Annotated in this window: 17 protein-coding genes; 7 read left to right on the forward strand and 10 right to left on the reverse strand. The window is 65.9% G+C overall.

Annotation, left to right across the window (positions count from 1 at the left end; genetic code table 11):
- Positions 1–12: 12 nt before the first annotated feature.
- The 4 genes from HOP53_RS08145 to HOP53_RS08160 form a co-directional block, all read right to left on the reverse strand.
- Complete coding sequence (locus HOP53_RS08145) at positions 13–837, reverse strand: ABC transporter permease (RefSeq protein WP_234269547.1); 825 nt, start codon at positions 835–837, stop codon at positions 13–15.
- 3 nt (positions 838–840) lie between these two features.
- Complete coding sequence (locus HOP53_RS08150) at positions 841–2,106, reverse strand: ABC transporter permease (protein WP_234269548.1); 1,266 nt, start codon at positions 2,104–2,106, stop codon at positions 841–843.
- Between the two features lie 100 nt (positions 2,107–2,206).
- Positions 2,207–3,268 carry an ABC transporter substrate-binding protein gene (locus tag HOP53_RS08155; RefSeq protein WP_234269549.1) on the reverse strand — a complete coding sequence of 354 codons (1,062 nt, stop codon included), beginning with the start codon at positions 3,266–3,268 and terminating at the stop codon, positions 2,207–2,209.
- A 52-nt stretch (positions 3,269–3,320) separates the two neighbouring features.
- A complete protein-coding gene (locus HOP53_RS08160; protein WP_234269550.1) occupies positions 3,321–4,439 on the reverse strand; it encodes an ABC transporter ATP-binding protein in 1,119 nt (372 codons plus the stop codon).
- A 257-nt stretch (positions 4,440–4,696) separates the two neighbouring features.
- On the opposite strand from HOP53_RS08160, the gene HOP53_RS08165 reads away from it, so the two are divergent.
- Positions 4,697–5,299 carry a class I SAM-dependent methyltransferase gene (locus HOP53_RS08165; protein ID WP_234269551.1) on the forward strand — a complete coding sequence of 201 codons (603 nt, stop codon included), beginning with the start codon at positions 4,697–4,699 and terminating at the stop codon, positions 5,297–5,299.
- A gap of 228 nt (positions 5,300–5,527) precedes the next feature.
- Positions 5,528–6,652 carry an aminotransferase class V-fold PLP-dependent enzyme gene (locus HOP53_RS08170; protein WP_234269552.1) on the forward strand — a complete coding sequence of 375 codons (1,125 nt, stop codon included), beginning with the start codon at positions 5,528–5,530 and terminating at the stop codon, positions 6,650–6,652.
- An 87-nt stretch (positions 6,653–6,739) separates the two neighbouring features.
- On the opposite strand, the gene HOP53_RS08175 is transcribed toward HOP53_RS08170, so the two are convergent.
- From HOP53_RS08175 to HOP53_RS08185, 3 genes are all read right to left on the reverse strand, one after another.
- Complete coding sequence (locus HOP53_RS08175; protein ID WP_234269553.1) at positions 6,740–7,435, reverse strand: CBS domain-containing protein; 696 nt, start codon at positions 7,433–7,435, stop codon at positions 6,740–6,742.
- Between the two features lie 135 nt (positions 7,436–7,570).
- Positions 7,571–9,112, reverse strand: coding sequence for a hypothetical protein (locus HOP53_RS08180; protein WP_234269554.1), 1,542 nt, complete (start codon positions 9,110–9,112; stop codon positions 7,571–7,573).
- A gap of 108 nt (positions 9,113–9,220) precedes the next feature.
- Positions 9,221–11,569 carry a mechanosensitive ion channel domain-containing protein gene (locus HOP53_RS08185; RefSeq protein ID WP_234269555.1) on the reverse strand — a complete coding sequence of 783 codons (2,349 nt, stop codon included), beginning with the start codon at positions 11,567–11,569 and terminating at the stop codon, positions 9,221–9,223.
- A 128-nt stretch (positions 11,570–11,697) separates the two neighbouring features.
- On the opposite strand from HOP53_RS08185, the gene HOP53_RS08190 reads away from it, so the two are divergent.
- Positions 11,698–12,717, forward strand: coding sequence for an amidoligase family protein (locus tag HOP53_RS08190; protein WP_234269556.1), 1,020 nt, complete (start codon positions 11,698–11,700; stop codon positions 12,715–12,717).
- A complete protein-coding gene (locus HOP53_RS08195; RefSeq protein ID WP_234269557.1) occupies positions 12,714–13,385 on the forward strand; it encodes a gamma-glutamyl-gamma-aminobutyrate hydrolase family protein in 672 nt (223 codons plus the stop codon). Before HOP53_RS08190 ends, HOP53_RS08195 begins: the two co-directional genes overlap by 4 nt.
- A gap of 56 nt (positions 13,386–13,441) precedes the next feature.
- Here HOP53_RS08195 and HOP53_RS08200 read toward each other — a convergent pair whose 3' ends face one another.
- Complete coding sequence (locus tag HOP53_RS08200; protein ID WP_234269558.1) at positions 13,442–13,873, reverse strand: OsmC family protein; 432 nt, start codon at positions 13,871–13,873, stop codon at positions 13,442–13,444.
- Positions 13,874–14,029: 156 nt separating this feature from the next.
- Between HOP53_RS08200 and HOP53_RS08205 the strand changes: the two genes are divergently transcribed.
- A complete protein-coding gene (locus tag HOP53_RS08205) occupies positions 14,030–14,920 on the forward strand; it encodes an aldo/keto reductase (RefSeq protein ID WP_234269559.1) in 891 nt (296 codons plus the stop codon).
- Here HOP53_RS08205 and HOP53_RS08210 read toward each other — a convergent pair.
- Together HOP53_RS08210 and nfi are read right to left on the reverse strand one after the other, a co-directional pair.
- Positions 14,917–15,486, reverse strand: a complete 570-nt coding sequence (locus tag HOP53_RS08210; RefSeq protein WP_234269560.1) for a DUF1415 domain-containing protein — start codon at positions 15,484–15,486, stop codon at positions 14,917–14,919. The genes HOP53_RS08205 and HOP53_RS08210 overlap by 4 nt on opposite strands.
- Positions 15,487–15,546: 60 nt before the next feature.
- Positions 15,547–16,242, reverse strand: a complete 696-nt coding sequence (gene nfi / locus HOP53_RS08215; protein ID WP_234269561.1) for a deoxyribonuclease V — start codon at positions 16,240–16,242, stop codon at positions 15,547–15,549.
- A 131-nt stretch (positions 16,243–16,373) separates the two neighbouring features.
- Here nfi and HOP53_RS08220 point away from each other — a divergent pair, with 131 nt between their 5' ends.
- Together HOP53_RS08220 and HOP53_RS08225 are read left to right on the forward strand one after the other, a co-directional pair.
- Entirely contained in the window at positions 16,374–17,708 is a 1,335-nt protein-coding gene (locus HOP53_RS08220; protein WP_234269562.1) for an exonuclease SbcCD subunit D, read from the forward strand.
- Positions 17,705–21,001, forward strand: coding sequence for an AAA family ATPase (locus HOP53_RS08225; protein ID WP_234269563.1), 3,297 nt, complete (start codon positions 17,705–17,707; stop codon positions 20,999–21,001). Before HOP53_RS08220 ends, HOP53_RS08225 begins: the two co-directional genes overlap by 4 nt.
- Positions 21,002–21,042: the final 41 nt, after the last annotated feature.

Consider the following 21,042-nt stretch of genomic DNA (forward strand, 5'->3'; position numbering starts at 1 on the left):
GAATGAGGAGCGTCAGGCATTGCCCCTCAACCTCTCGCTGCGCCGTCGTAACAGTTCCATGGTAACCAATAGCAGCGTCGAGATCAGGATCAGAATGGTGGCCATGGCGGCAATGGCGGGGCTGATGTTCTCGCGAATGCCGGAGAACATCTGGATCGGCAGGGTGCGCTCGGTGGGGCTGGCGATGAACAATGCCACCACCACTTCGTCGAACGAGGTAGCGAAGGCGAACAGCCCACCCGATACCACGCCGGGCACGATCTGCGGCAGCACGATGGTGAAGAACACCCGCATGGGGTTGGCACCCAGGCTCGCCCCAGCGCGCACCTGATTGAAGTCGAAGCCCTGCAGGGTGGCGTTGACGGTGATCACCACGAAGGGTACGCCGAGCACCGTATGGGCCAGCACCAGCCCGGTGTAGGAGTTGAGCAGGCCAACCTGGGCGAAGAAGAAGTACATACCCACCGCGACGATCACCAGCGGTACCACCATCGGCGAGATCAGCAGCGCCACGATCAGCCCCTTGCCGGGAAACTCGGCGCGATTGAGCCCCACCGCCGCCAGGGTGCCGAAAATCATCGCCAGCAGCGTGGCCAGCGGCGCCACGATCAGACTGTTCTTGAGCGCCCCCATCCACGCCGCGGAGGTGAAGATCGCCTCGTACCAGCGCAGCGAGAAACCCGGCAGTGGGTAGGTCAGGAACGAGCCGCTGCTGAATGACAGCGGCACGATCACCAGCACCGGCGCGATCAGGAACAGCAGTATCAGGCCGCAGAAGATGCGAAAGACCCAGAACCACACTTTCTCTACCGGTGAGGCGTAGGGAGGTAGTGACATGGCTCAGCTCCTGATCAGCTGCTTGCGGTTCACCAGGCGGTGGTAAACCAGATAGAGCAGTAGCGTGACCACCAGCAGCAGGCTGCCCAGCGCCGCCGCCATGCCCCAGTTGTTGGTGGTGTTGGTGTAGTAGGCCACGTAGTAGCTCACCATCTGATCGGCCGGCCCGCCCACCAGCGCTGGGGTGATGTAGTAACCCAGTGCCATGATGAAGACCAGGATGGTGCCGGCCGCCACGCCGGAGATGGTCTGCGGCACGTAGACCTGCCAGAAGGCGGCGAAGGGGTGCGCCCCTAGCGATACCGCGGCGCGCTGGTAGCTCGGTGAGATGCCCTTCATCACGCTGTACAGCGGCAGCACCATGAACGGCAGCAGGATGTGCACCATGGCGAAGAACACCCCGATGCGGTTGAACACCAGTTGCAGCGGCGAGTCGATCAGCCCGGTGAAGAGCAGGCTCTGGTTCACCAGGCCGTTGGACTGCAGCAGGATGATCCACGCCGCGGTACGCACCAGCAGCGAGGTCCAGAACGGCAGCAGCACCAGAATCATCAGCATGTTGCTGGTCTTGGCCGGCAGCGTGGCCAGCAGATAGGCCAGCGGGAAGCCCAGTGCCAGGCAGATCAGGGTCACGCCCCCGGCAATCACCAGCGTGCGTTGGAACACGCTCAGGTAGAGGCGGTCGCGCTCGGCGACGCGCTGGATCTCTCCGTCGGCGCCACGCTGCAGATCGAGCGAGGCCAGCAGGTAGCGGTCGGTGGTGGTGGGCGCGGTACGCTGAATGCCGAGCCAGGTCTCGGTCTCGCCCCAGGCGGGATCGATCTCGGCCAGGGTCGCGACCCAATCGGTATCGGGGCCGACCGCATCCACCGTCGGCAGGCCACGCAGGGTATTCATCAGCAGGCTGCGATAGCGGGAGTCCTCGTAGTTGAGGCGCCGGCTGATGCGCCCCAGCCCACCGCCCTGACGTGAATCACGCAGCTCGGCGGCGAAGGCCGCCAGAGTAGCCTCGTCCGGCAGCCCGCTGCCGTCCCAGTGGCGCAGCCCCTCTGCCGTGAGCGGCATCACCGAATCAAGCTCGGTGTTATCGACGCTGCGCCACAACATGTTGCCAATGGGTACGACGAAAACGACGATCAGAAACAGCGCCAGCGGCGCCACCAGGCCGATGGCCTTGAGCTTGCGCAGCCGTTCGGCACGGCGTAGCTGCGCCTTGAGGTTACCGCCAGGCTTGGCTGGCGACATGGTGGCCGTCAGGTTCGCAGACATCGCCTTCCCCATGGATCAAGCGTGTCGGGCCAGCCCATGGCGGGCCCGACGTGGAAGCAGGGCTGGCGGCGACCTCGAGGCCGCCGCCGCTCGACGTCCCTCAGCGGGACGCCCAGGCGCTGAAGCGTTGCTCCAGCTCTTCGCCATGATCGACCCAGAAGCCGGTATCGATGGCCAGCGCCCCCACCATGTTCTCCTCGTAGGTGGGCATGCGTCGCGCCTGGGCCTCGTCCAGTTGGGCGATGGCTTCCGGGTGCACCGGACCGTAGGGAATCTGGCTGGAGTAGGCCGCCTGAGTCTCGGGCTGGCTGGCAAACTCGATGAAGGCATAGGCCTCGTCGACGTGCTCACTGCCGGCGACGATGGCCCAGTAGTCGAGGTCGTAGATGCTCTCGTTCCACACGATCTCGAGGTTACTGCCCTCCTCCTGAGCTGCGGCGATACGGCCGTTGTAGGCGGATGTCATCGCCACGTCGCCGGATACCAGCCACTGCGGCGGCTGGGCACCGGCCTCCCACCACTGGATGTGGCTCTTGATCTCGTCGAGCTTGGCAAAGGCGCGGTCGACCCCTTCGTCCGTGCGCAGCACCTCATAGACCTCATCGGCGGCCACGCCGTCGGCCATGAGCGCGAACTCTAGGGTGTACTTGGCGCCACGGCGCAGCCCGCGGGTGCCGGGGAACTGCTCGACATCCCAGAAATCGGCCCAGGAGGTCGGCGCGCTATCCAGCGCATCGGCGTTGTAGGCCAGCACCGTCGACCACACGAAGGTGCCCACGCCGCACTCGTCGAAGGCTGCATCGATCAATACGCTGCCCAGCCCCAGGCGCTGCCAGTCGATGGGCTCGAACAGGCCCTCGAAGCAGCCGCGCACCAGCTCGGGAGATTCCATTTCCACCAGATCCCAGCTGACGTTGCCGGTTTCCACCATGGCGCGGATGCGCGACAGCTCGCCGTTGTAGTCACCCGGTGTGAGGCGGATGCCCGTCTCCTCGGTAAAGGGGCCGTAGTAGGCCTGCTGCATGGCATCGCCGGAGGCGCCACCGAAGGAGATCACGGTCAGCGCCTGAGCGCTGGCGGAAACCGCCAGACCGAGGGTGACCAGGCCGCCGAGGGCGATGCCGCGGCTGATGCGGGACAATGGGAAGCGCTGTTGAGTCATGTCTATCTCCCGGCCAAAGGCCTTTGTTATTGAATTATTACGTTGTTGTGGATCAGGAGGCGTCGAGTGCGCGCACGTCCTCGTCTCGCCAGCCGAGTTCAATCACATCGCCCGGCTGCATGCTGCTTTCGAAGTCGTCCACCGGCACCCGCGCCATGAACTCGTCGTTTCCGGCCAGTTCGCAGCGGACTCTCAAGTGGTCGCCCAGGTAGATGAACTCACGGATGCGCGCCTGGAGCCGATTGGGCAGGCCCTGGGCGGAGCCGTTGAGCTTGACCCGCTCGGGGCGAATCGACAGCCGCGTGGCATCCCCCACCGCGAGCCCGTTGCCGATCAGCGCACCCGTGCTGAAACCGTCGCCGAAACTGACCCGGCAGTGACGACCTTCCACCGACTGAATGCGCCCTGCCAGGGTGTTGTTCTCGCCGATGAACTGGGCGACGAAGGCATTGGCGGGATGCTCGTAGAGGTTGGTCGGGGTGTCGATCTGCTGAATGACGCCATCGTTGAAGACCGCCACCCGGTCCGACATGGTCAGCGCTTCGCTCTGGTCGTGGGTGACGAAGACCACGGTGAGCCCAAGCCGCTCGTGGAGATGCTTGATCTCCAGCTGCATCTGCTCACGCAGCTGCTTGTCCAGCGCTCCCAGCGGCTCGTCCATCAACACCAGTTGCGGCTCGAAGACCAGCGAGCGGGCCAGCGCCACACGCTGCTGCTGGCCCCCGGAGAGCTGGGTGGGGCGACGCTTGGCAAAGTCGCGCAGCTGGATCATGTCGAGAATGTGAGCCACCTTGCGGTCAGCCTCGGCAGCCGGCATGCGGCGCGTCTTGAGCGGGTAGCGGATGTTCTCCTCTACCGTCATGTGGGGAAACAGGGCATAGTTCTGAAACACCATGCCGAAGTTGCGCTTGTGGGGCGGCACGCTGTTGAGCCGCTGCGCACGTAGGAAGATGTCACCGCTGGTTGGTACTTCGAAACCGGCCAGCATCATCAGACAGGTGGTCTTGCCGGAGCCGGATGGTCCCAGCAGCGTGACGAACTCCCCTTGGCGAATCGTCAGGTTGAGATCCTTGACCACCAGATGCTCGCCGTCGTAGGTCTTCTGGACGCCTGTGAACGTAATCAAGGGCGGCGGATGAAGGTGCGATTCGTTGGTCTTGTCGTGAGGCATCGTTTCACCCGTGGCGATTTCAGAGGGGTGCAGACGTCAAGAATAATGCAAGACGTTCACTGAAAGTTTCAACATTCAAGCTAAACATCGCCCAGATTATCGTCAAGTATATTCCACATCCTTCTTTAGCAGTAATTCAACGCTGAAGCTCGAGATCCGGCGCTTGGCCCACCCCGCCAGGCAAGCCACTCTTTCATGCAGCCCTCGGCTAGCCTAGAGTGGAGGCATATTCAGCTACAACTGAAGGAGGAATGCCCATGGCGGTTCAAGAGCGACCCCCGGTCCTGGCAGGCCCTGAACGACGAGCCCAGCTGACACTCTTTGCACGCAATTTCTTCAAGCATCCCCGCATGCTGGGCTCCATCATCCCCAGCTCGTCATTCCTCATTCGCCGGCTACTGGAGCCCGTGGACTGGGATCGAGCACGTGTGATCGTCGAATACGGGCCCGGCGTGGGCACCATCACCCACGAGATCCTGAGTCGCTTGCACCCCGACGCAACGCTGGTGGTCATCGAGACCAACGACGATTTCGTCGACTTTTTGAACCGCTCCATGACCGACCCCCGCCTCAAGGTGATAGCCGGCTCCGCGGAAAACATCGAGGAGGAACTCGAGCGCCTGGGCCTGCCGGCAGCCGATTACGTGGTTGCCGGCCTGCCTTTCAGTACCATGCCGGCCGACTGCCGCGAGCGTATTCTCCAGCAGAGTCAGAAAGCCCTGGCAACCGGTGGATCCATGCTGATCTATCAGTTCTCGCCCAAGGTCTCTTCCGACCTGCGCCAGATCTTCTCGCGCGTGGAGAGCACCTTCGAACCGATCAACATCCCTCCCGCCAAGGTCTATTTCTGCCACAAGTGATCGCCCCCGTTCTTCAACCGCAGGCTCGTCAGCCTGCGGTGGTTCGGAGCCCCTCGCTTGTCCGGCCCCACTCGCTTGACCGGCTCCGGTTGACAGCGCTGCTTTCCGCTCTCGGCATCGTCGATTCCAAGGTAACTTAGGCCTAGCGCTGGCCCGCCACCCGCAAACCACATATCCTTTCCGGTCCGATGACGCTTTCGCCACTCGCTTGAAAGAAGGGAGACTCCCATGCCCGGACTGCTGCCCGATGTCGACCCCGACGGCCTGCTCGAATACTCGGTGGTCTATACCGATCGTTCCCTCAACCACATGTCACAGCGCTTCCAAGGGGTGATGCGCGACGTCTCGGCGACTCTCAAGCGGGTCTACCGGGCCCATAGCGTGGCGATCGTGCCCGGTAGCGGCACCTTCGGCATGGAAGCCGTAGCCCGCCAGTTCGCCACCAACCGGCACTGCCTGATCGTGCGCAACGGCCAGTTCAGCTATCGCTGGTCGCAGATCCTGGAAATGGGCGCCATTGCCACCTCGACCACGGTGCTCAAGGCCCGTCGGGTCGACGCTCAGGACGAGCGCTCACCCTTCGCTCCTGCGCCCATCGAGGAGGTCGAACGCACCATCCGCGAAGAGCGTCCGGGCGTGGTGTTCGCGCCCCATGTGGAGACCTCGGCCGGACTGCTGCTGCCCGATGACTACCTGCGCCGGGTGGCGGCGGCGGTACATGAGGTCGGCGGCCTGTTCGTGCTCGACTGCATCGCTTCCGGCACGCTGTGGGTGGACATGCAGGAGATCGGCGTCGACGTGCTCGTCAGTGCCCCCCAGAAGGGCTGGAGCGGGCTACCCTGCTGCGGCATGGTGATGCTCTCCGAGCGGGCGCGGGCGCGTATCGAAGAGACCGTCAGCACCAGCTTCGCCTGCGACCTGCGCAAATGGCTGTGGATCATGGAGACCTACGAGAACGGCGGCCACGCATACTACGCCACCCTGCCGACCGATGGTCTGGCCCGGCTGCGCGACATCATGCACGAGACCGCCGAGTACGGCTTCGACAAGGTGCGCGAGGAGCAGTGGGCGCTGGGACGCGGCGTGCGTGAACTGCTGGCACGCTACGGCTACCGCAGCGTGGCGGCGCCGGGCTTCGAAGCGCCCGGCGTGGTGGTCTGCTACAGCGACGATCCGGGCATCGTGGCCAAGTTCGCCGCCGCCGGGGTGCAGGTAGCCGGCGGCGTGCCGCTGATGTGCGACGAGGGCGAGAACTACCAGGCGTTCCGCATCGGCCTGTTCGGCCTCGACAAGCTGCACGAGACCGAGCGCAGCCTGGCCAATCTGGAAGCGGCACTGAAGCAGGTCGGCTGAGCCGACCGGCTCGTCATTCGCGCAAGCGGGGCGGCCTCAGGGCCGCCCCGCTTGCGTTGGACGTTGACGATACGGCCCCCGTTACGGTTAGAAGTGACCGACCCCGCGGGGCAGCATGCCGAGGTTGTTCTCCACGGACTTCACGCCGGGGGTGTTCTCGACGGCGACCTGGACCGCCATCTTCTCCTCCTGGCTCTCGACCAGGCCCCAGACCTGCACCGCGCCCTCGGTTACGATCACGTTGATGCGATCGACCCAGACCCCGGTATTTTCCTCGACTTCCTTGAGAATGGCATCGCGGATCTCGCGGTCGTCGGTGGTAGCCGGCGTCGCAGCATCCGGTGCGGTCATCGAGAAGCCGCGCAGCAGATTGGCACGGCTGACGATACCCACCAGCTTGCCGTCACGTACCACCGGCACCCGCTTGATATGGTGCTTCTCGAGCAGCTTGGCCACGCGGTGCAGCGGCTCGTCCTCGCCGATGGTGACGGGATTGGGCGTCATGATCTCATGCGCCTTGCGGGCATGGGACTTGATGTACTCGCTGGCATTGTTGGCGCCGGCAAAGATGGACTTGAGCCACCAGGACTTGCGCCGTTCGGTGCCGTTCTCGACGCGGCGCATCAGATCGCCCTCACTGACGATGCCGAGGACCTTGCCTTCGTCATCCACCACGGGCAGAGCGCTGATGTTATGCTCGAGCAACAGGCGTGCGATTTCCCGAACGTCGGTCTCGGGTGACACGGTGATGACCCTTGGGGTCATGACATCGACAGCATGCATGGCGGGATTCTCCTGGCTGGTCCCTGCTTGAAATCTAGTCCGACTTTTTCGGCGTCACAATTTTCTACATTTCAGAAAGTAGCAGAGCGTGGCACCAGCCGACTTGACTTGCAGCAATCCCGACACGACAAATCCTCATATGCGATGAAGATTCAATGCTTCCTTGGCGAGAGCTTCCTTGGCGAGGGCTTCGCTGTCGGCCGTGCGCTTTTCCCCGCCCTCCTGATGCACCTTGACCACATCGACGATCCGCGAGCGGCTCATCACGATCTTCCAGCGCTGCAGAATCGGCTCGGCATGGGCGACCTCTTCACGTACCACCAGATTGAGCAGATGCCGCTTCTCCACCGACTCCCTGCTGACCTGACCGTCCTTGAGCCGGTAGACATGGTGACTGCCCTTGTCCATCAGGCGGGTGAGCTGAGAGAGGTCGAAGGAGAGCGTCTCGCGGGTCTGCTCATAGCCACTCAGGAAACGGGTCGGCGACATGCGTGAGCTGGAACGATAGTGCAGCACCACCTCCTCGCGCTGCGCCACGTTGCGTTGGCGCACGCGCTGGATCTGCTCGTCGAGCTTGCTGAAGCGCTTGTAATCGAACCATTCGAGCTGGCGCCCGACCATGGCATTGCTGGTGGCGTCGAAGTACTGCCGCCGCCACTTGGGGCGCCCCTTGCGCAGCCAGCGCCACAGCGTATTGCGCAGATCGTCCTTGAACACCTCACGCATGGCGTAGAGCACGGCCATGGCCAGCACGAACAGCGCGGTGATGTTGCCCCAGGCATCGCGCGCCTGGAGCAGCCCCAGCGAGACGAAGATCATGACCAGCCCGGTGGCGAGTCCTTTCACCGCCTTCTGCTCCGCGCTGCCCAGCTCCTGGCTCTTCTGCTTCAAGGTGACCGGGTATTCGATGAGACGCCGCAGCAGGCGCATCTTGTTGGACATCCGCGTCGGATCACGCGTCACCCGCGAGGCGTTGTATTCCTCCTGATCGCGGTATTCGCCCTCGACCTGAACGATCTCCAGCAGGCGCTCGCGGATGGCCCGGTAGTTGCGCCCACGCGGCAGGTGGGCCAGCAGCGCCAGCAACTGCTGCTCGGTGAACCAGGATAGGTAGTTATCGATATTGGCGTAGTACTTGAGCAGGTTGTCCTCACCGGGCCGGTTACGGCGCAGACGACGTAGAATGCCCTGGGCCAGCTCGCAGAGCTCCTCGAGGCGCTCCTCAAGCCCCACCGAGGTGGGATCGGAGAGCATCTCGCGATTCTCCTCCTCGCGGCCCTTGCTCTCCTCGGAGCCGGATTCGCCCGCTTCATCCCGCTCCTCCCCCTCGGCCTTCTTTACCTTGCGTGCGGTGTCGAGCAGGCTCTGGGTCGCCCGCTCCAACGCCACCACGTACTGGTAGGCATAGAGGCTCAGGCTCAGACGATACTGTTCGGTGCTGAGCTTGCCGCGGCTGGCCAGGCGGCTGAGCACCAGCGGCAGGTGGTGCTTGTCACTGTAGTAGGTGCGCTTGACGTGAATGCCGCTGTAGTAAAAAGCATCCTCGGAGATGACGTGCTCGTTGAGCCCAAGCTCGCCGGGAACGAACAGGAACAGATCGAGCCGGTGCGAGGTTTCCTCCTGCAGCACGCGGGAAATCTTGAGGTGAAAGCTGTCCTTGCGTTCGACGGTGATCACGTCGCCCCGTCTCCTCGTGCCAGAGGCCTGGATGAGGCCGTATGACGTTCATAGTACGGGGAAAACCGGCCCGCACGCCAATGCAGACCGGCCCATGCCCGCACAGCGCTATGAAGAGTCGGGCGAGGCGCGTTGTGGATTGGTCGTCCCCTCGGGGTCGGCGATGCCGGCCTCGCCCGGCGACCGCCCCTTGGCATCGCGCAAGGTGGTCGCGTTGCCATCGTCCGGTGCCGGCTCGTCCGTCATGGGGTCGCCCGGCTGGCCCTCCATGCTGACGCTCAGCCGCGGCAGGCCAAGATCGATGCCCTGAGCCTCCATGCGCTGCTTGAGCAGCAGGTTGAAGGCACGCGCCACGTCCCACTGCATCACCGGTGCGGTGCGGAACCGCATGCGCAGCACGGCGGCCCCCTCGTCGAAGCGGTCGATGCCCTGCATCTCCAGCGGCGACCAGATGTGATGTCGCATCATCGGGTCCTGGCGCAGCTCCTGGGCGGTCTCCTGCATCAGGGTGATGGCGTCGTCGATCTTCATGGTGTGGGGGATGCGGATGCGCATCAAGGCGATGCCGAAATGGCGCGACATGTTGTGGATCGACTGGATGGCGCTGAAGGTGATGATGTGCAGGATGCCGTCCAGGTCTCGCAGCCGCACGGTGCGCAGGGTCAGCCCCTCGACGGTGCCCATGTGGCCGTTGATCTGCACGAAGTCGTCCACCGCCAGCGAATCCTCGATGATGATGAAGATGCCGGTGATCAGATCCTGCACCAGGGTCTGGGCGCCAAAGCCCACCGCCAGGCCGATCACGCCGGCACCGGCCAGCAGCGGCGTGACGTTCACGCCGAGGTTGGCCAGGCCCACGATGGCGGCGATGATCACGATGGTGGCGAACATCACGTTGCGGATCATCGGCGTGATGGTCTGGGCCCGCGCCTGATTGACTCGCCGCCCCCGCGAGCGGGCGGAAGACATCAGGGCGCGCTGAATGGCGGTATCGGCAAAGATCCAAGCCAGCCAGGCCAGCAGCACCGTGAAGCCCAGCGCCAGCAGCGCCTGGCCGATACGCACCCCGGCCACGCCCTCGCGGCCCAGGCCGAACAGCGAACCGCCCCACACCTGCAGCGACAGCTCGGCGAAGACGATCCACGCCACCACATGGGAGAGCGCGTAGCCGAAGCGCTCCAGGCGCCGGCGATATTCGCTGAGGCGGCGACGCTTGCCGCGGCGCTCGCCGTGACGTTGAATCAACCCGGTGATCACCAACGTCAGTACCAGCAGTGCCGCGGAGACGATCGAACGCGCCAAGGCACCCCCCACGTCGCCCACGGTAACGAAGATGGCCAGCAGCGACCCCACAACGACCAGCAGCGCCGGCACGTGCCACAGCTCCCCGACGATGCGCGCCAGCTCGATGCCGCTGCCGCCCTCACGGCGTACGCGCCAGGAGCGGTTGCGGATGAGGTGCCGGATCGGACGCTTGAACTTGAAGATGAAGCGGATGCTGAGCAGTGCGGCCAGCATGTTGGTCAGCACCGAGCCCAGCGCTGCCAGCTCCTCGCCGACAATGAGCGACAGGCGTGCGGCATTGAGCGCATCGCCAAGGGCGATCAGGGCACCGATCACGAACAGCATCCTGAGTGACTTGCGCTGCAGGATCAGCACCGCAGGGAAGCGATGGCCGCGAGTGAAGACCGAGACCACGCACTCCACCACCACCGAGAGCGTGCGGCCGCACAGCGCCAGATAGGCCACGATCAGGGCCAGAGTGCGTCCCGGGCTAGGCGGCAGCACCTGCACCAGCCCCATCACCAGCAGGAACGCAAGCGCCCAGGGCAGCATGCGCCGCAGGAAGTGCAGCGCCAGCAGCCAGCCACGCGGCTCGCGCGGCAGGTCGAGCGGCAGTTCGCGTCGCTTGAACAGAAGCCTGCCCAAGGCAATCAGGATCACCAGCAGGCCTGCCCAGATGCCGAGCATCACGGCGCTGTCGATGGCGAAACGCACCAGCGTGTTGGTGCCGGTATCCACCATCAGCTCGCTGAGCTCCGCCCAGCCCTGCTCCAGCTGACGCTGCCAGTCGTCGATCGGCGACTCGCCCGCCTCGGCCTGCTCACCGAACTCGCTGATCGTTTCGGCCAAGGCCCCGAGCAATCCCTGACGCTGAATCGCACCGTCGTCCGCAGCGTGCTCACCGTGGGCCTGCTGAATGTCACGCAGCTCGCCCAGCAGCGCGCCGCGACGCTCCTCGTCCTCCAGTGTCGCAATCACTTCGTTGAGCGACTGCTGAAACGACTCGGCATCGTGGGTCTCCTCCGGGGCCTGCTCTTCCTGGCCCAGCCCGCCGAAGGACAGTGTCTGAGCATGCAGCGCTCCCGCCGCAAGCAGCAGACCCAACAACAGCCCGAGCCGAATCATGGCCGGCACAACGCCGGCGAGTCCCGCTCGGATGAAACCAACTGGCATCGCTTACACTCCCTCGTCCGTTGTGCCAAGCCTTGGGACAACAGTAGAGCAAGGTTCGGTCCCTGACGGCTTTTCGCCGCTCTGTGCTAGGCTGGCGTTCAGACTCTCGAGTCGCACAGGATGCCTTCATGCTGCCGCAATCACCACCCGAGCCGCTGAACGTTCAGGGTAGAACCCGCCGGATCGGTGTCGAAATCGAGTTTGCCGGACTCCCACCCCAGCAGACGGGCGAACTGGTGCGCGACCTGTTCGGCGGTGAGCTCCAGCAGGTCAGCCCTCATCGTCTCAAGGTGGTGAATACCCATTGGGGCGAGTTCGTCATCGAACTCGATACCCAGTATGCCCATCCCGACAGCCGAGTGACCAAGCAGGCCCCACACAGCGATACCGAGTGGGAGCGACAGCGGCATCAGATGCGCATGGAGTTCCATCACAAGACCCGCGAACTGATCGGCGACGTGGTCATGGGTCTGGTGCCGACCGAGATCGTCTGTCCGCCGGTGCCATGGAACGAACTGGACAAGCTCGACAACCTGTTCACGGCGCTGCATGCCCATGGCGCCAAGGGCACCGACGCCAGCCTGCTGTATGGCTTCGGCCTGCACCTCAACCCCGAGGTGGCAAGCCTGGAGACCGACTACCTGCTGCGTCAGCTGCAGGCCTATCTGCTGATGGCCGCCTGGCTGCGCAAGGAGATCGACATCGACATCACCCGTGAGGTGCTGCCGCATGCCAATCCTTTTCCCAAGCACTACGCCATCCAGGTGCTGTCTCCGGACTACGCCCCCGATCTGGATACGCTGATCGCGGATTACATCGGCTTCAACCCGACGCGCAATCGTGAGCTGGACCTCTACCCGCTGTTCGCCTATCTGCGTCCCGATTACCCCGACCCACTGATTCACAACACCCTGATCAAGCCCAGGCCGACCTTTCACTATCGATTGCCCAACGCCCAGCTCTCGCAGCGCGGCTGGGGAGCGGTGGTGGAGTGGAACCGCTGGGTCGCCGTCGAACGGCTCGCCGCCGACCGCAGGGAACTCCATGAGCGAGCCACTCGATTCGTCAGACTCAACACCCAGTCGCTGATGACGCGCATGGCAGGCAAGCTGCGCAACTGGATCAAGGAGGTCCGCTCTCCCTCATGACACGCCCCCTCATCGGCATCACCACGTCGGACTACAAGAGTCGTATCGCCTGGTGGTTCGATTGGTTCGCCGTGTGGCGACACGGCGGGCGGCCACTGCGACTCTCTCCATCACGACCGCTTCCGGCAGCTCTGGATGGCCTGATCATCGGTGGCGGCGACGACATCCAGGCCCATCTCTATGGTGGTGAGGTGCAGCTCGACGTGCGCCTCGACCCTCAGCGCGACGAGCTGGAGCTGGAACTGATGGAGCGCTTCATTCCTCAGGGCAAGCCGGTGCTGGGCATCTGCCGCGGCGCCCAGATGCTCAACGTCCACCTGGGCGGCACTCTGGACCCCGACATCTACACCACCCACGAGGGCCTCAAGCGCCGTCGCACCGTGCTGCCGCGCAAGACTGTGGACATCGTGGCCGACACGCAGCTGCGCCGCATCCTCAAGGTGAGCTGGTGCCGCATCAACAGTCTGCATCACCAGGCCGTGCAGGAGGCGGGGCGCGGTATCGAGATCGTCGCCCGCGACCGCGACGGCCTGGTGCAGGGCATCGAATCGAGCGAGCACGAATTCCTGATCGGCGTGCAGTGGCATCCCGAGTGGCTGATCTTCAACCGCCCCCAGCAGCGGCTGGTTCGCGCCCTGGTCGATGCCGCGCGGCGCGGTATGCCCTGAACATGACAGCGGCCACCCTTGGGTGGCCGCAGGCAGCACGAAGCACGAAGCACGACTCAACTTTCCAATGAAGCGTCCAGCGTGATCTCGGCCTTGAACAGCTTGGAGACCGGGCACCCCTCCTTGGCCTTGTTGGCCGCGTCCTGGAACGCCTGCTCATCGGCGCCCGGGCTGCGTACCCGGGTGGTGAGGTGGATCTTGCTGATGCTGAAGCCGCTGTCGTCCTGCGCGAGGGTGACGGCAGCCTCGGTGGCAATGCGCTCGGGAGTCAGCCCCGCCTCGCCCATGATCATGGAGAGCGCCATGGAGTAGCAGCTGGCGTGTGCAGCGCCGATCAGCTCCTCCGGGTTGGAGCCGGCTTCACCTTCGAAACGCTTGGCGAAACTGTAGGGCACGTCATCTAGCACACCGCTCTCGGTGGAGACCTGACCCTTTCCCTCTTTCAAGCTACCCTGCCACACAGCGCTTCCGGTTTTCTTGATGCTCATGTCAGTCGACTCCTTGCGATGGGAGAACAGGCAATAGATACGCCGACAGCGTCATGGACGCTGTCACTCCCTCACCATAGCGCATCGACTTGTCTTCGCCATCTCTTTGGCGAATAATTTTGAAAATATTTTCCAAAATATACTTGCAGGCCAGCAATGACCGACCACCGCACACCACACGTGACCCTGCCCGCCACCGCTCATGCTCCCGTTCTCGATTTGCCCGCCATCGGCCAGGGGACCTGGTACATGGGCGAGGGTCTGGCACCGCGAAGCGACGAGGTGCGCGCTCTGCAGCAGGGCCTGGAGCTGGGCCTCACGCTGATCGACACCGCCGAGATGTATGCCGATGGCGGCGCCGAGGAAGTCGTCGGCGAAGCCTTGGTCGGTCGTCGCGACCAGGCCTTCCTGGTCTCCAAGGTCTACCCCTGGAACGCCGGACGCGACAGCGCCATCACCGCCTGCGAGCGCAGCCTGAAGCGCCTGGGCACCGACCATCTCGACCTATATCTGCTCCACTGGCCCGGCAGCATTCCGCTGGAGGAGACGCTGGAAGCCTTCGAGCGCCTGCGTGAGCAAGGCAAGATCCGCCGCTACGGGGTTTCCAACTTCGACGTGGACGAGCTCGACTCGCTGGTGGCACTCCCCGGCGGCAAAGAGTGTGCGGTGAACCAGGTGCTCTATCATCTCGGCTCGCGCGGCATCGAACATGCCCTTCGCCCGCAGATGCAGCGCCTCGACATGCCGCTGATGGCCTACTGCCCGCTGGCCCAAGCCGGCCAGCTGCGCCAGGACCTGTTCGGCCATCCGGTAGTGAGAGAAGTGGCCGACGGGCTCGGCATGAGCCCCGCTCAGCTGCTGCTGGCCTGGGCCATTCGCCCGCTGAACGACCGACGCGACGTCATCGCCATCCCCAAGGCGGTGCAGCCGCGGCACGTCGAACAGAATGCCGCCGCCCTCCAGGTCGAACTCAGCGACGAGGCCCTGGCCCGGCTCGACGCGGCGTTTCCGGCGCCTGGGCGCAAGGTGCCGCTGGATATCGTCTAGTCTCGGTCCGGGTGGACCCGGTTACGCAGAGCCGTCAACTCGGCGGCCAGACGTTCGCTGCCGAGCTGCCGCATGCGTTCGATGTTGCGTTCGGGAATCGCCTCGGGGTTCGGGTAGTGGGCCAGGGCATGCTCGAGCCCCGCCTCACGCAGCAGGTGCAGCATGGGCCAGGGCGAGCGGTTGGTGAAGTTGGCCGGGTCGTCCTGTTCGGCGCCGTCGAAGCAGTAGTCGGGATGGAAGCTGGCTAACTGGTAAATGCCTTCATAGCCCTGCTCGACCAGCAGCGCCTCTGCCACGGCGAGGAAATCGAGATAGTCATCGAAGTCCTCGAGGCCCGGGCGCAGCACCAGCAGCGTCGTCTCGATGGCGGCCGAGGCGTCGAGCCGGCGGCACTCTGCGATGAGCGTCTCAAGGGCGGGCTCCCATTCGCTTGCCGCCTCCTCGACGAAACGGATGCTCTCCGCCAGCAGCTCGCGGCGGGCGAAGGGGCAGACGTTGTGGGCCACGACGAAGCCCTCGACCCAGTCACGAGTGGCAGCGCAGGCGGGCGTCAGGGTGTCGGGCATGATGGGCCTCGTCGGCAAAAAAAGGTCAGGCAGTATACCCGAGCCAGCGAGCAGCGGGGCTCAATCCGCCGGTCGCGGCATGTGCCCGCGCCGCGAGGCGAGCCTGTCGGCCAGCCGCGTGGGCTCCGGCAGCTTGGTGCGGCCCAGGCACTTCACCACCCAGTCGAGCGAGGTCGCGAGGCTGATGCGGTGCCCCAGCGAGACGAACACCGGCTTGACGCCCACCCGGGTACGCAGCACCGCGCCGATCGTCTCGCCGCGATGCCGCAGCGGCGTCCATTCGCCGCGCGCCTCCGGCACCTCGTCGTGCACCCCACAGAGGCGCGACTTGGCCACGCCAATGGTGGGCAGGTCGAGCCACAGCCCCAGGTGCGAGGCCACGCCGAGACGACGTGGATGAGCGATGCCCTGGCCGTCGACCATCACCAGCTCGGGCCGTGTGGCGAGTCTACCGAAGGCCGCCAGCGCCGCGGGAATCTCACGAAAGGAGAGCAACCCCGGAATATAGGGCATGCGGGTCGGTTCGCGGTGCACCACCTGCTCCACCACCTCGAAACCGACCATGGGATCGCCGGGCCAGGCCAGCACCACCACCGCCGCCCGGGTGATCTCGCCATTCTGCTCGAAGCCGATGTCGACCCCGGCGATATGGCGCACCGGTGCCAGGCGGTCCTCGCGCTCGATGCGTGGAGCCAGCTCGCGCTGCAGCGCGATGGCCTTCTCCGGCGTGGGGGTCCATTCATGCAGTGGCGTCATCCTTGGCATCCTTGCAACATAAACTGTTCCGCAGTGTAGGCGGTCACAGGTCACTTCCCAAGACCAGGCGGTACGACGGCGCGGCGATGGCTTCGTGTATCATCGGCGCAGAACCGACAACGAGGGATACCGTGCTCAAGCTGATCCATACCGCCGACTGGCATCTGGGCCAGACCTTTCACGGCCAGGAGCGCCACGCCGAACACCGTCTCTTTCTCGACTGGCTGCTCGACACCCTCGTCGAACGCGAGGCCGACGCCCTGCTCGTCGCCGGCGACGTCTTCGACGTGGTCAATCCCTCGCTGCAGGCTCAAGCGCTGCTCTACGACTTCATCGTCAGTGCCCACGAGCGCCTGCCGGCACTCGACATCGTGTTGATCGCCGGCAACCACGACAGTGGCAATCGCATCGAGCTGCCGGCGCCGCTGATGCGCCGGCTGCGCACTCACGCTCTGGGACGGGTGAGCTGGCTCGACGACGGCAGCCTCGACGCCGAGCGCCTGCTGCTGCCGCTCACCGACGCCAGCGGCGAGACCCGCGCCTGGTGCCTGGCGCTGCCCTTCCTGCGCCCCGCCGAGGTCACCGGCCGCGGCCTGGCCCGCGATACTGAAAGCGAGGCGGAGCACGGTGCTCCGCATGACGACAGCGCCCGTAACGACAGCCCTCGTAACGGCAGCTCACATAATGACTACGTGGCCGGCATCTCCCGCGTTCACCAGCAGCTGATCGACGCCGCCCGCAAGCGGCGCGCACCCGGCCAGGCGCTGGTGGCCATGAGCCACGCCCACCTGCACGGCGCCGCCGTTTCCGAGGCCAGCGAGCGGCCCATCGTCATCGGCGGCGAGGAGTCGATCTCCGCCGGGCTCTTTCCCGCCGACATCGCCTACGTGGCACTGGGCCACCTGCACCGCGCCCAGCAGGTGGGCGAGGCGCGCATCCGCTACAGCGGCAGTCCCCTGCCGCTGGACTTCAGCGAGGTGAATTACCCGCATCAGGTGGTGGAAGCGGTGCTGGATGGTGAAACCCTGGCCACCACGGAAGCGATCCCCGTGCCGCGCCCCGTGGCCATGCAGCGTGTCGGCCCCGGCGAACTCGACGCGGTGCTGGCGGAGCTCGAGGGGCTGCCCCACGACCCCGCCGTGCCACGGGAACAATGGCCCTGGCTGGAAGTGCGCGTCACCCTCACCGCCCCCGTACCCGACCTGCGCGCCCGGGTGGAAACGGCCCTCGACAGCAAGGCCGTGCGCCTGCTGCGCCTGGAGCGGCGCCTGCCTCAGCAGGCAGCCGATGGCAGGCCGGAGCGAGTCGATCTGCAGCAGCTGGGGCCGAGAAAGCTGTTTCAGCGCATCTGGGAGAAACAGTGGGGCGAGCCCCCCGGCGACGACGTGCTGGCCGACTTCGACCAGCTGCTGCAGGACGTGCTCGACACCCACGAAGAGCAGCACAGCGGGGAGCGCCACCCATGAAGATTCTCGCCCTGCGCCTGGCCAACCTCGCCTCCCTGCCCGGCCCGCTGGAGCTCGACTTCACCGTGCCACCGCTCAGTGATGCCGGCCTGTTCGCCATCACCGGCCCCACCGGCGCCGGCAAGAGCACCCTGCTCGACGCCCTGTGCCTGGCTCTCTACGGCAGCACGCCGCGGCTACGTCATGCGCCCAGCCAGAACGCGCCGCTGCCCGACGTGGAAGGCGAGACGGTGAGCACCGCCGACCCGCGCACCCTGCTGCGCCGCGGCACCGCCGGCGGCTACGCCGAAGTCGACTTTCTCGGTCGCGACGGGCGTCGTTACCGCGCCCGCTGGGCCGTGCGCCGCGCCCGCGAGAAGGCCAGCGGGCGCCTGCAGGCGGTCGAGCAGTCGCTCACCGATCTCGACGACGAACGCCTGCTCACCGCGCAGAAGCGCGAGTTCGCCGAGCTGTTGCCGGAGCGCCTGGGGCTGACCTTCGATCAGTTCACCCGCGCCGTGCTGCTGGCCCAGAGCGAGTTCGCCGCCTTCCTCAAGGCCGATGACAATGAGCGCAGCGACCTGCTGGAACGGCTCACCGGCACCGCCGAGTATTCGCGCATCTCCGAAGCCGCCTACCGGCGGGCCATCACGGCGAAGCGACAGGTCGATGCCCTGCAGACGAAGCTTGCCGACGACCTGCCCGCCGAGCCCGAGGCCCGCAGCGCGCTGGAACACCAAGCCGAAACCGCCGAGCAGGCCCTGGCCGACCTGCAGCAACAGGCCAGGGAGCTCGACACCCAGCGACAGTGGCATAGCGCCGACGAACGGCTGCGCCAGGCCTATCACGATGGCGTTCGCCAGCAGCACGAGGCCGATACACGCTGGCAGGCGCTGGCCGCAGCCCGCGCCGACCGCGACTGTCGCCGCCTGCTTGCGCCCCAGCGCCACCACCTGCTGCGCCAGGCCGCGCTGCCGGACGAAGTCGCCGCGCTGGAGCAGGCACATCTCCGGACTCGAGAGGCTCTCGAGCAGGCCCGCGTCCTGCAAACCGAGGCCGAGCAGGCCCGGGACCAGGCCACCCGCCAACTGGAAGCCGCCAGCCAGACCCGCCAGCAGGCCGAACCGAGCCTGCGCGAGGCGCGGGAACACGCCCAGGCGCTGGCCAGCCTGGAGCGTCAGCTGGCCGAGCTCGAATCCCGTCATCAGAGCTGCCGCCAGCAGGCAGAGACTCTCGTCCAGCAGCATCGGGTCACTGCGGCCAGGCTGCACGAACTGCAACGCCGGCGCGACGAATGGCAGACCACCCTGCGCCAACTGATGGGCAGCCATGAGCGGCTCGATGCCGCCCGCCAGGCGGCACAGCAGACCCATGACCGCGCCGCCCGCCGCGGCCTGGCGCTGGAGGAACTGGCCAGCCGCTGGCAGGAGCTTCTGCACACCGAGCTGGCCCAGCGTCAGCTGAGCGAACGCTTGGCCGGGGATGAGAAGCGACAGGCCGAACTGACCGTTCAGGGCAAGGCCGCCCGTGAGCGGCTCGACGACAGCGACCGGCGCTACGCCACCCTGCGCGATTTCGTTGAGCGCAGCCGTGCCGCCCGCAGCGAGAGCGTGGCACGGCTGCGCGAAACCCTGCGGGAAGGCGAGCCCTGCCCGGTTTGCGGCGGCCACGACCACCCCTTCCGTCACCGACCGCCGGCCACCCCGGAGGCAGCCCAACTGGCCGCCCAACAGGAGCAGGAAGAGGCACAGTTGGCCGAGGCCAGACAGACCTTTGAGCAGGCCCAACTGGCACGCAGCGAACTCGAGGGCGAGTACCGCGCCGCGCTGGCGTCGATCACACGCGAACGGCAGGAGCTGCAGCAGACCGAGGAGAGACTGGCTCAGGCCCGGCACGCCTTGAGCGGGCACCCCCTGCACGCGGAGCTGGCCACTATTACACCAGAGGAGCACGAGGCCTGGCTCGCTCACCAGCGCCAGCACAGCGCCGCCGAGCGTGAACGGGCCGAGCGTACGCTGCAGGAGCTGGCCCGCGCCGAGGCGGCGCTGAGCCCGCTGGAAGAGGCCCTGCGCCAGGTCGAGCTCGAACGCGCCCAGCATGAGGCCCGGCGTGCCTCGCTGGCGGAAACCCAGACCCAGCTCGACGCCCAGCTACCGCCCCTGCGTCAGGAGCGTCAGTCACTTGCCGAACGGCTCCAGGCCCTGCTCGGCGAGTACGCCTCGGCCGACGCCTGGCAGCAACGGCTGGAAGCCAGCCAGGAGTCCGCCCGCCGTGAGCGCGACCAGGCCATCGAGCGCTGCCACGGCGCCGAGCGCGAGCAGGCCCGGCTCACCCAGCAGGCCGGTCACGAGGCCGAGCGTATCGAAGGGCTCCGTCAGGAGCGGGTCACACTGGATGCTCGACTGACCGAGTGGCGCCACGCGCATCCGCAGTTGGATGACACCACCCTGGCGCGGCTGTTGGCGCAATCCGAGGACGAGGCCGCCCGCCAGGAGCGTGAGCTTGCCGATGCCGACGAGGCGCGCCAACGCACCGAAGCCAGCCTCGCCGAGCGCCGTCATGCCCTGCTCGAGCACCGTCGCGAGCGGGCGCTGGCCGACAGCGAGACCGAACTGCTGAGCGAAGCGGTCGAAGCCCGGATCGCCAGCCTCCGGGAGGCGCTGGATGCCCAGCAGGCGGCGCTACAGCCCAAACTGGCGGAAGCCCAGCAGGTTCGTGACGATGCCGTTCACGCCCTGCGCGACGACGACCGTCGGCGCCTGCGCCAGCAACAGGGCCAGACCGAGCTGGAATCCGCCCGTGCCGAACAGGTCCGCTGGGGGCGCATCAGCGAGCTGATCGGCTCCGCCGACGGCAAGACATTTCGCCGCATCGCCCAGGCCTACAACCTGGAGCAGCTGCTGGAGCACGCCAACGCCCATCTGGCCAATCTCAGCCGCCGCTACCGGCTGGCCCGTGGCGGCAGCGAGCTGGGCCTGCTGGTGGTGGACCACGACATGGGCGACGAGCGCCGCTCGGTGCACTCGCTCTCCGGTGGCGAGACCTTCCTCGTCTCGCTGGCGCTGGCGCTGGGGCTCGCCTCCATGGCCTCGGGCGAGCTCGTCATCGAATCGCTGTTCATCGATGAAGGCTTCGGCAGCCTCGACCCGCAGTCGCTGGCGCTGGCCATGGAAGCGCTCGACGGCCTGCAGGCCCTCGGCCGCCGCGTCGGGGTGATCTCCCACGTGCAGGAAATGCACGAAAGAATCCCGGTGCAGATCCAGGTCGAGCCGCTGGGCAATGGCACCAGCCGGGCTAGGTTGGTCAGCCTTTGAGTTCTCGTCGTCCTTCCATTGCGCCGGTCCATCCTGTGCGC

The sequence above is a fragment of the Billgrantia ethanolica genome (assembly GCF_021404305.1).
In the GTDB taxonomy this organism is placed as follows: Bacteria; Pseudomonadota; Gammaproteobacteria; order Pseudomonadales; family Halomonadaceae; genus Halomonas; species Halomonas ethanolica.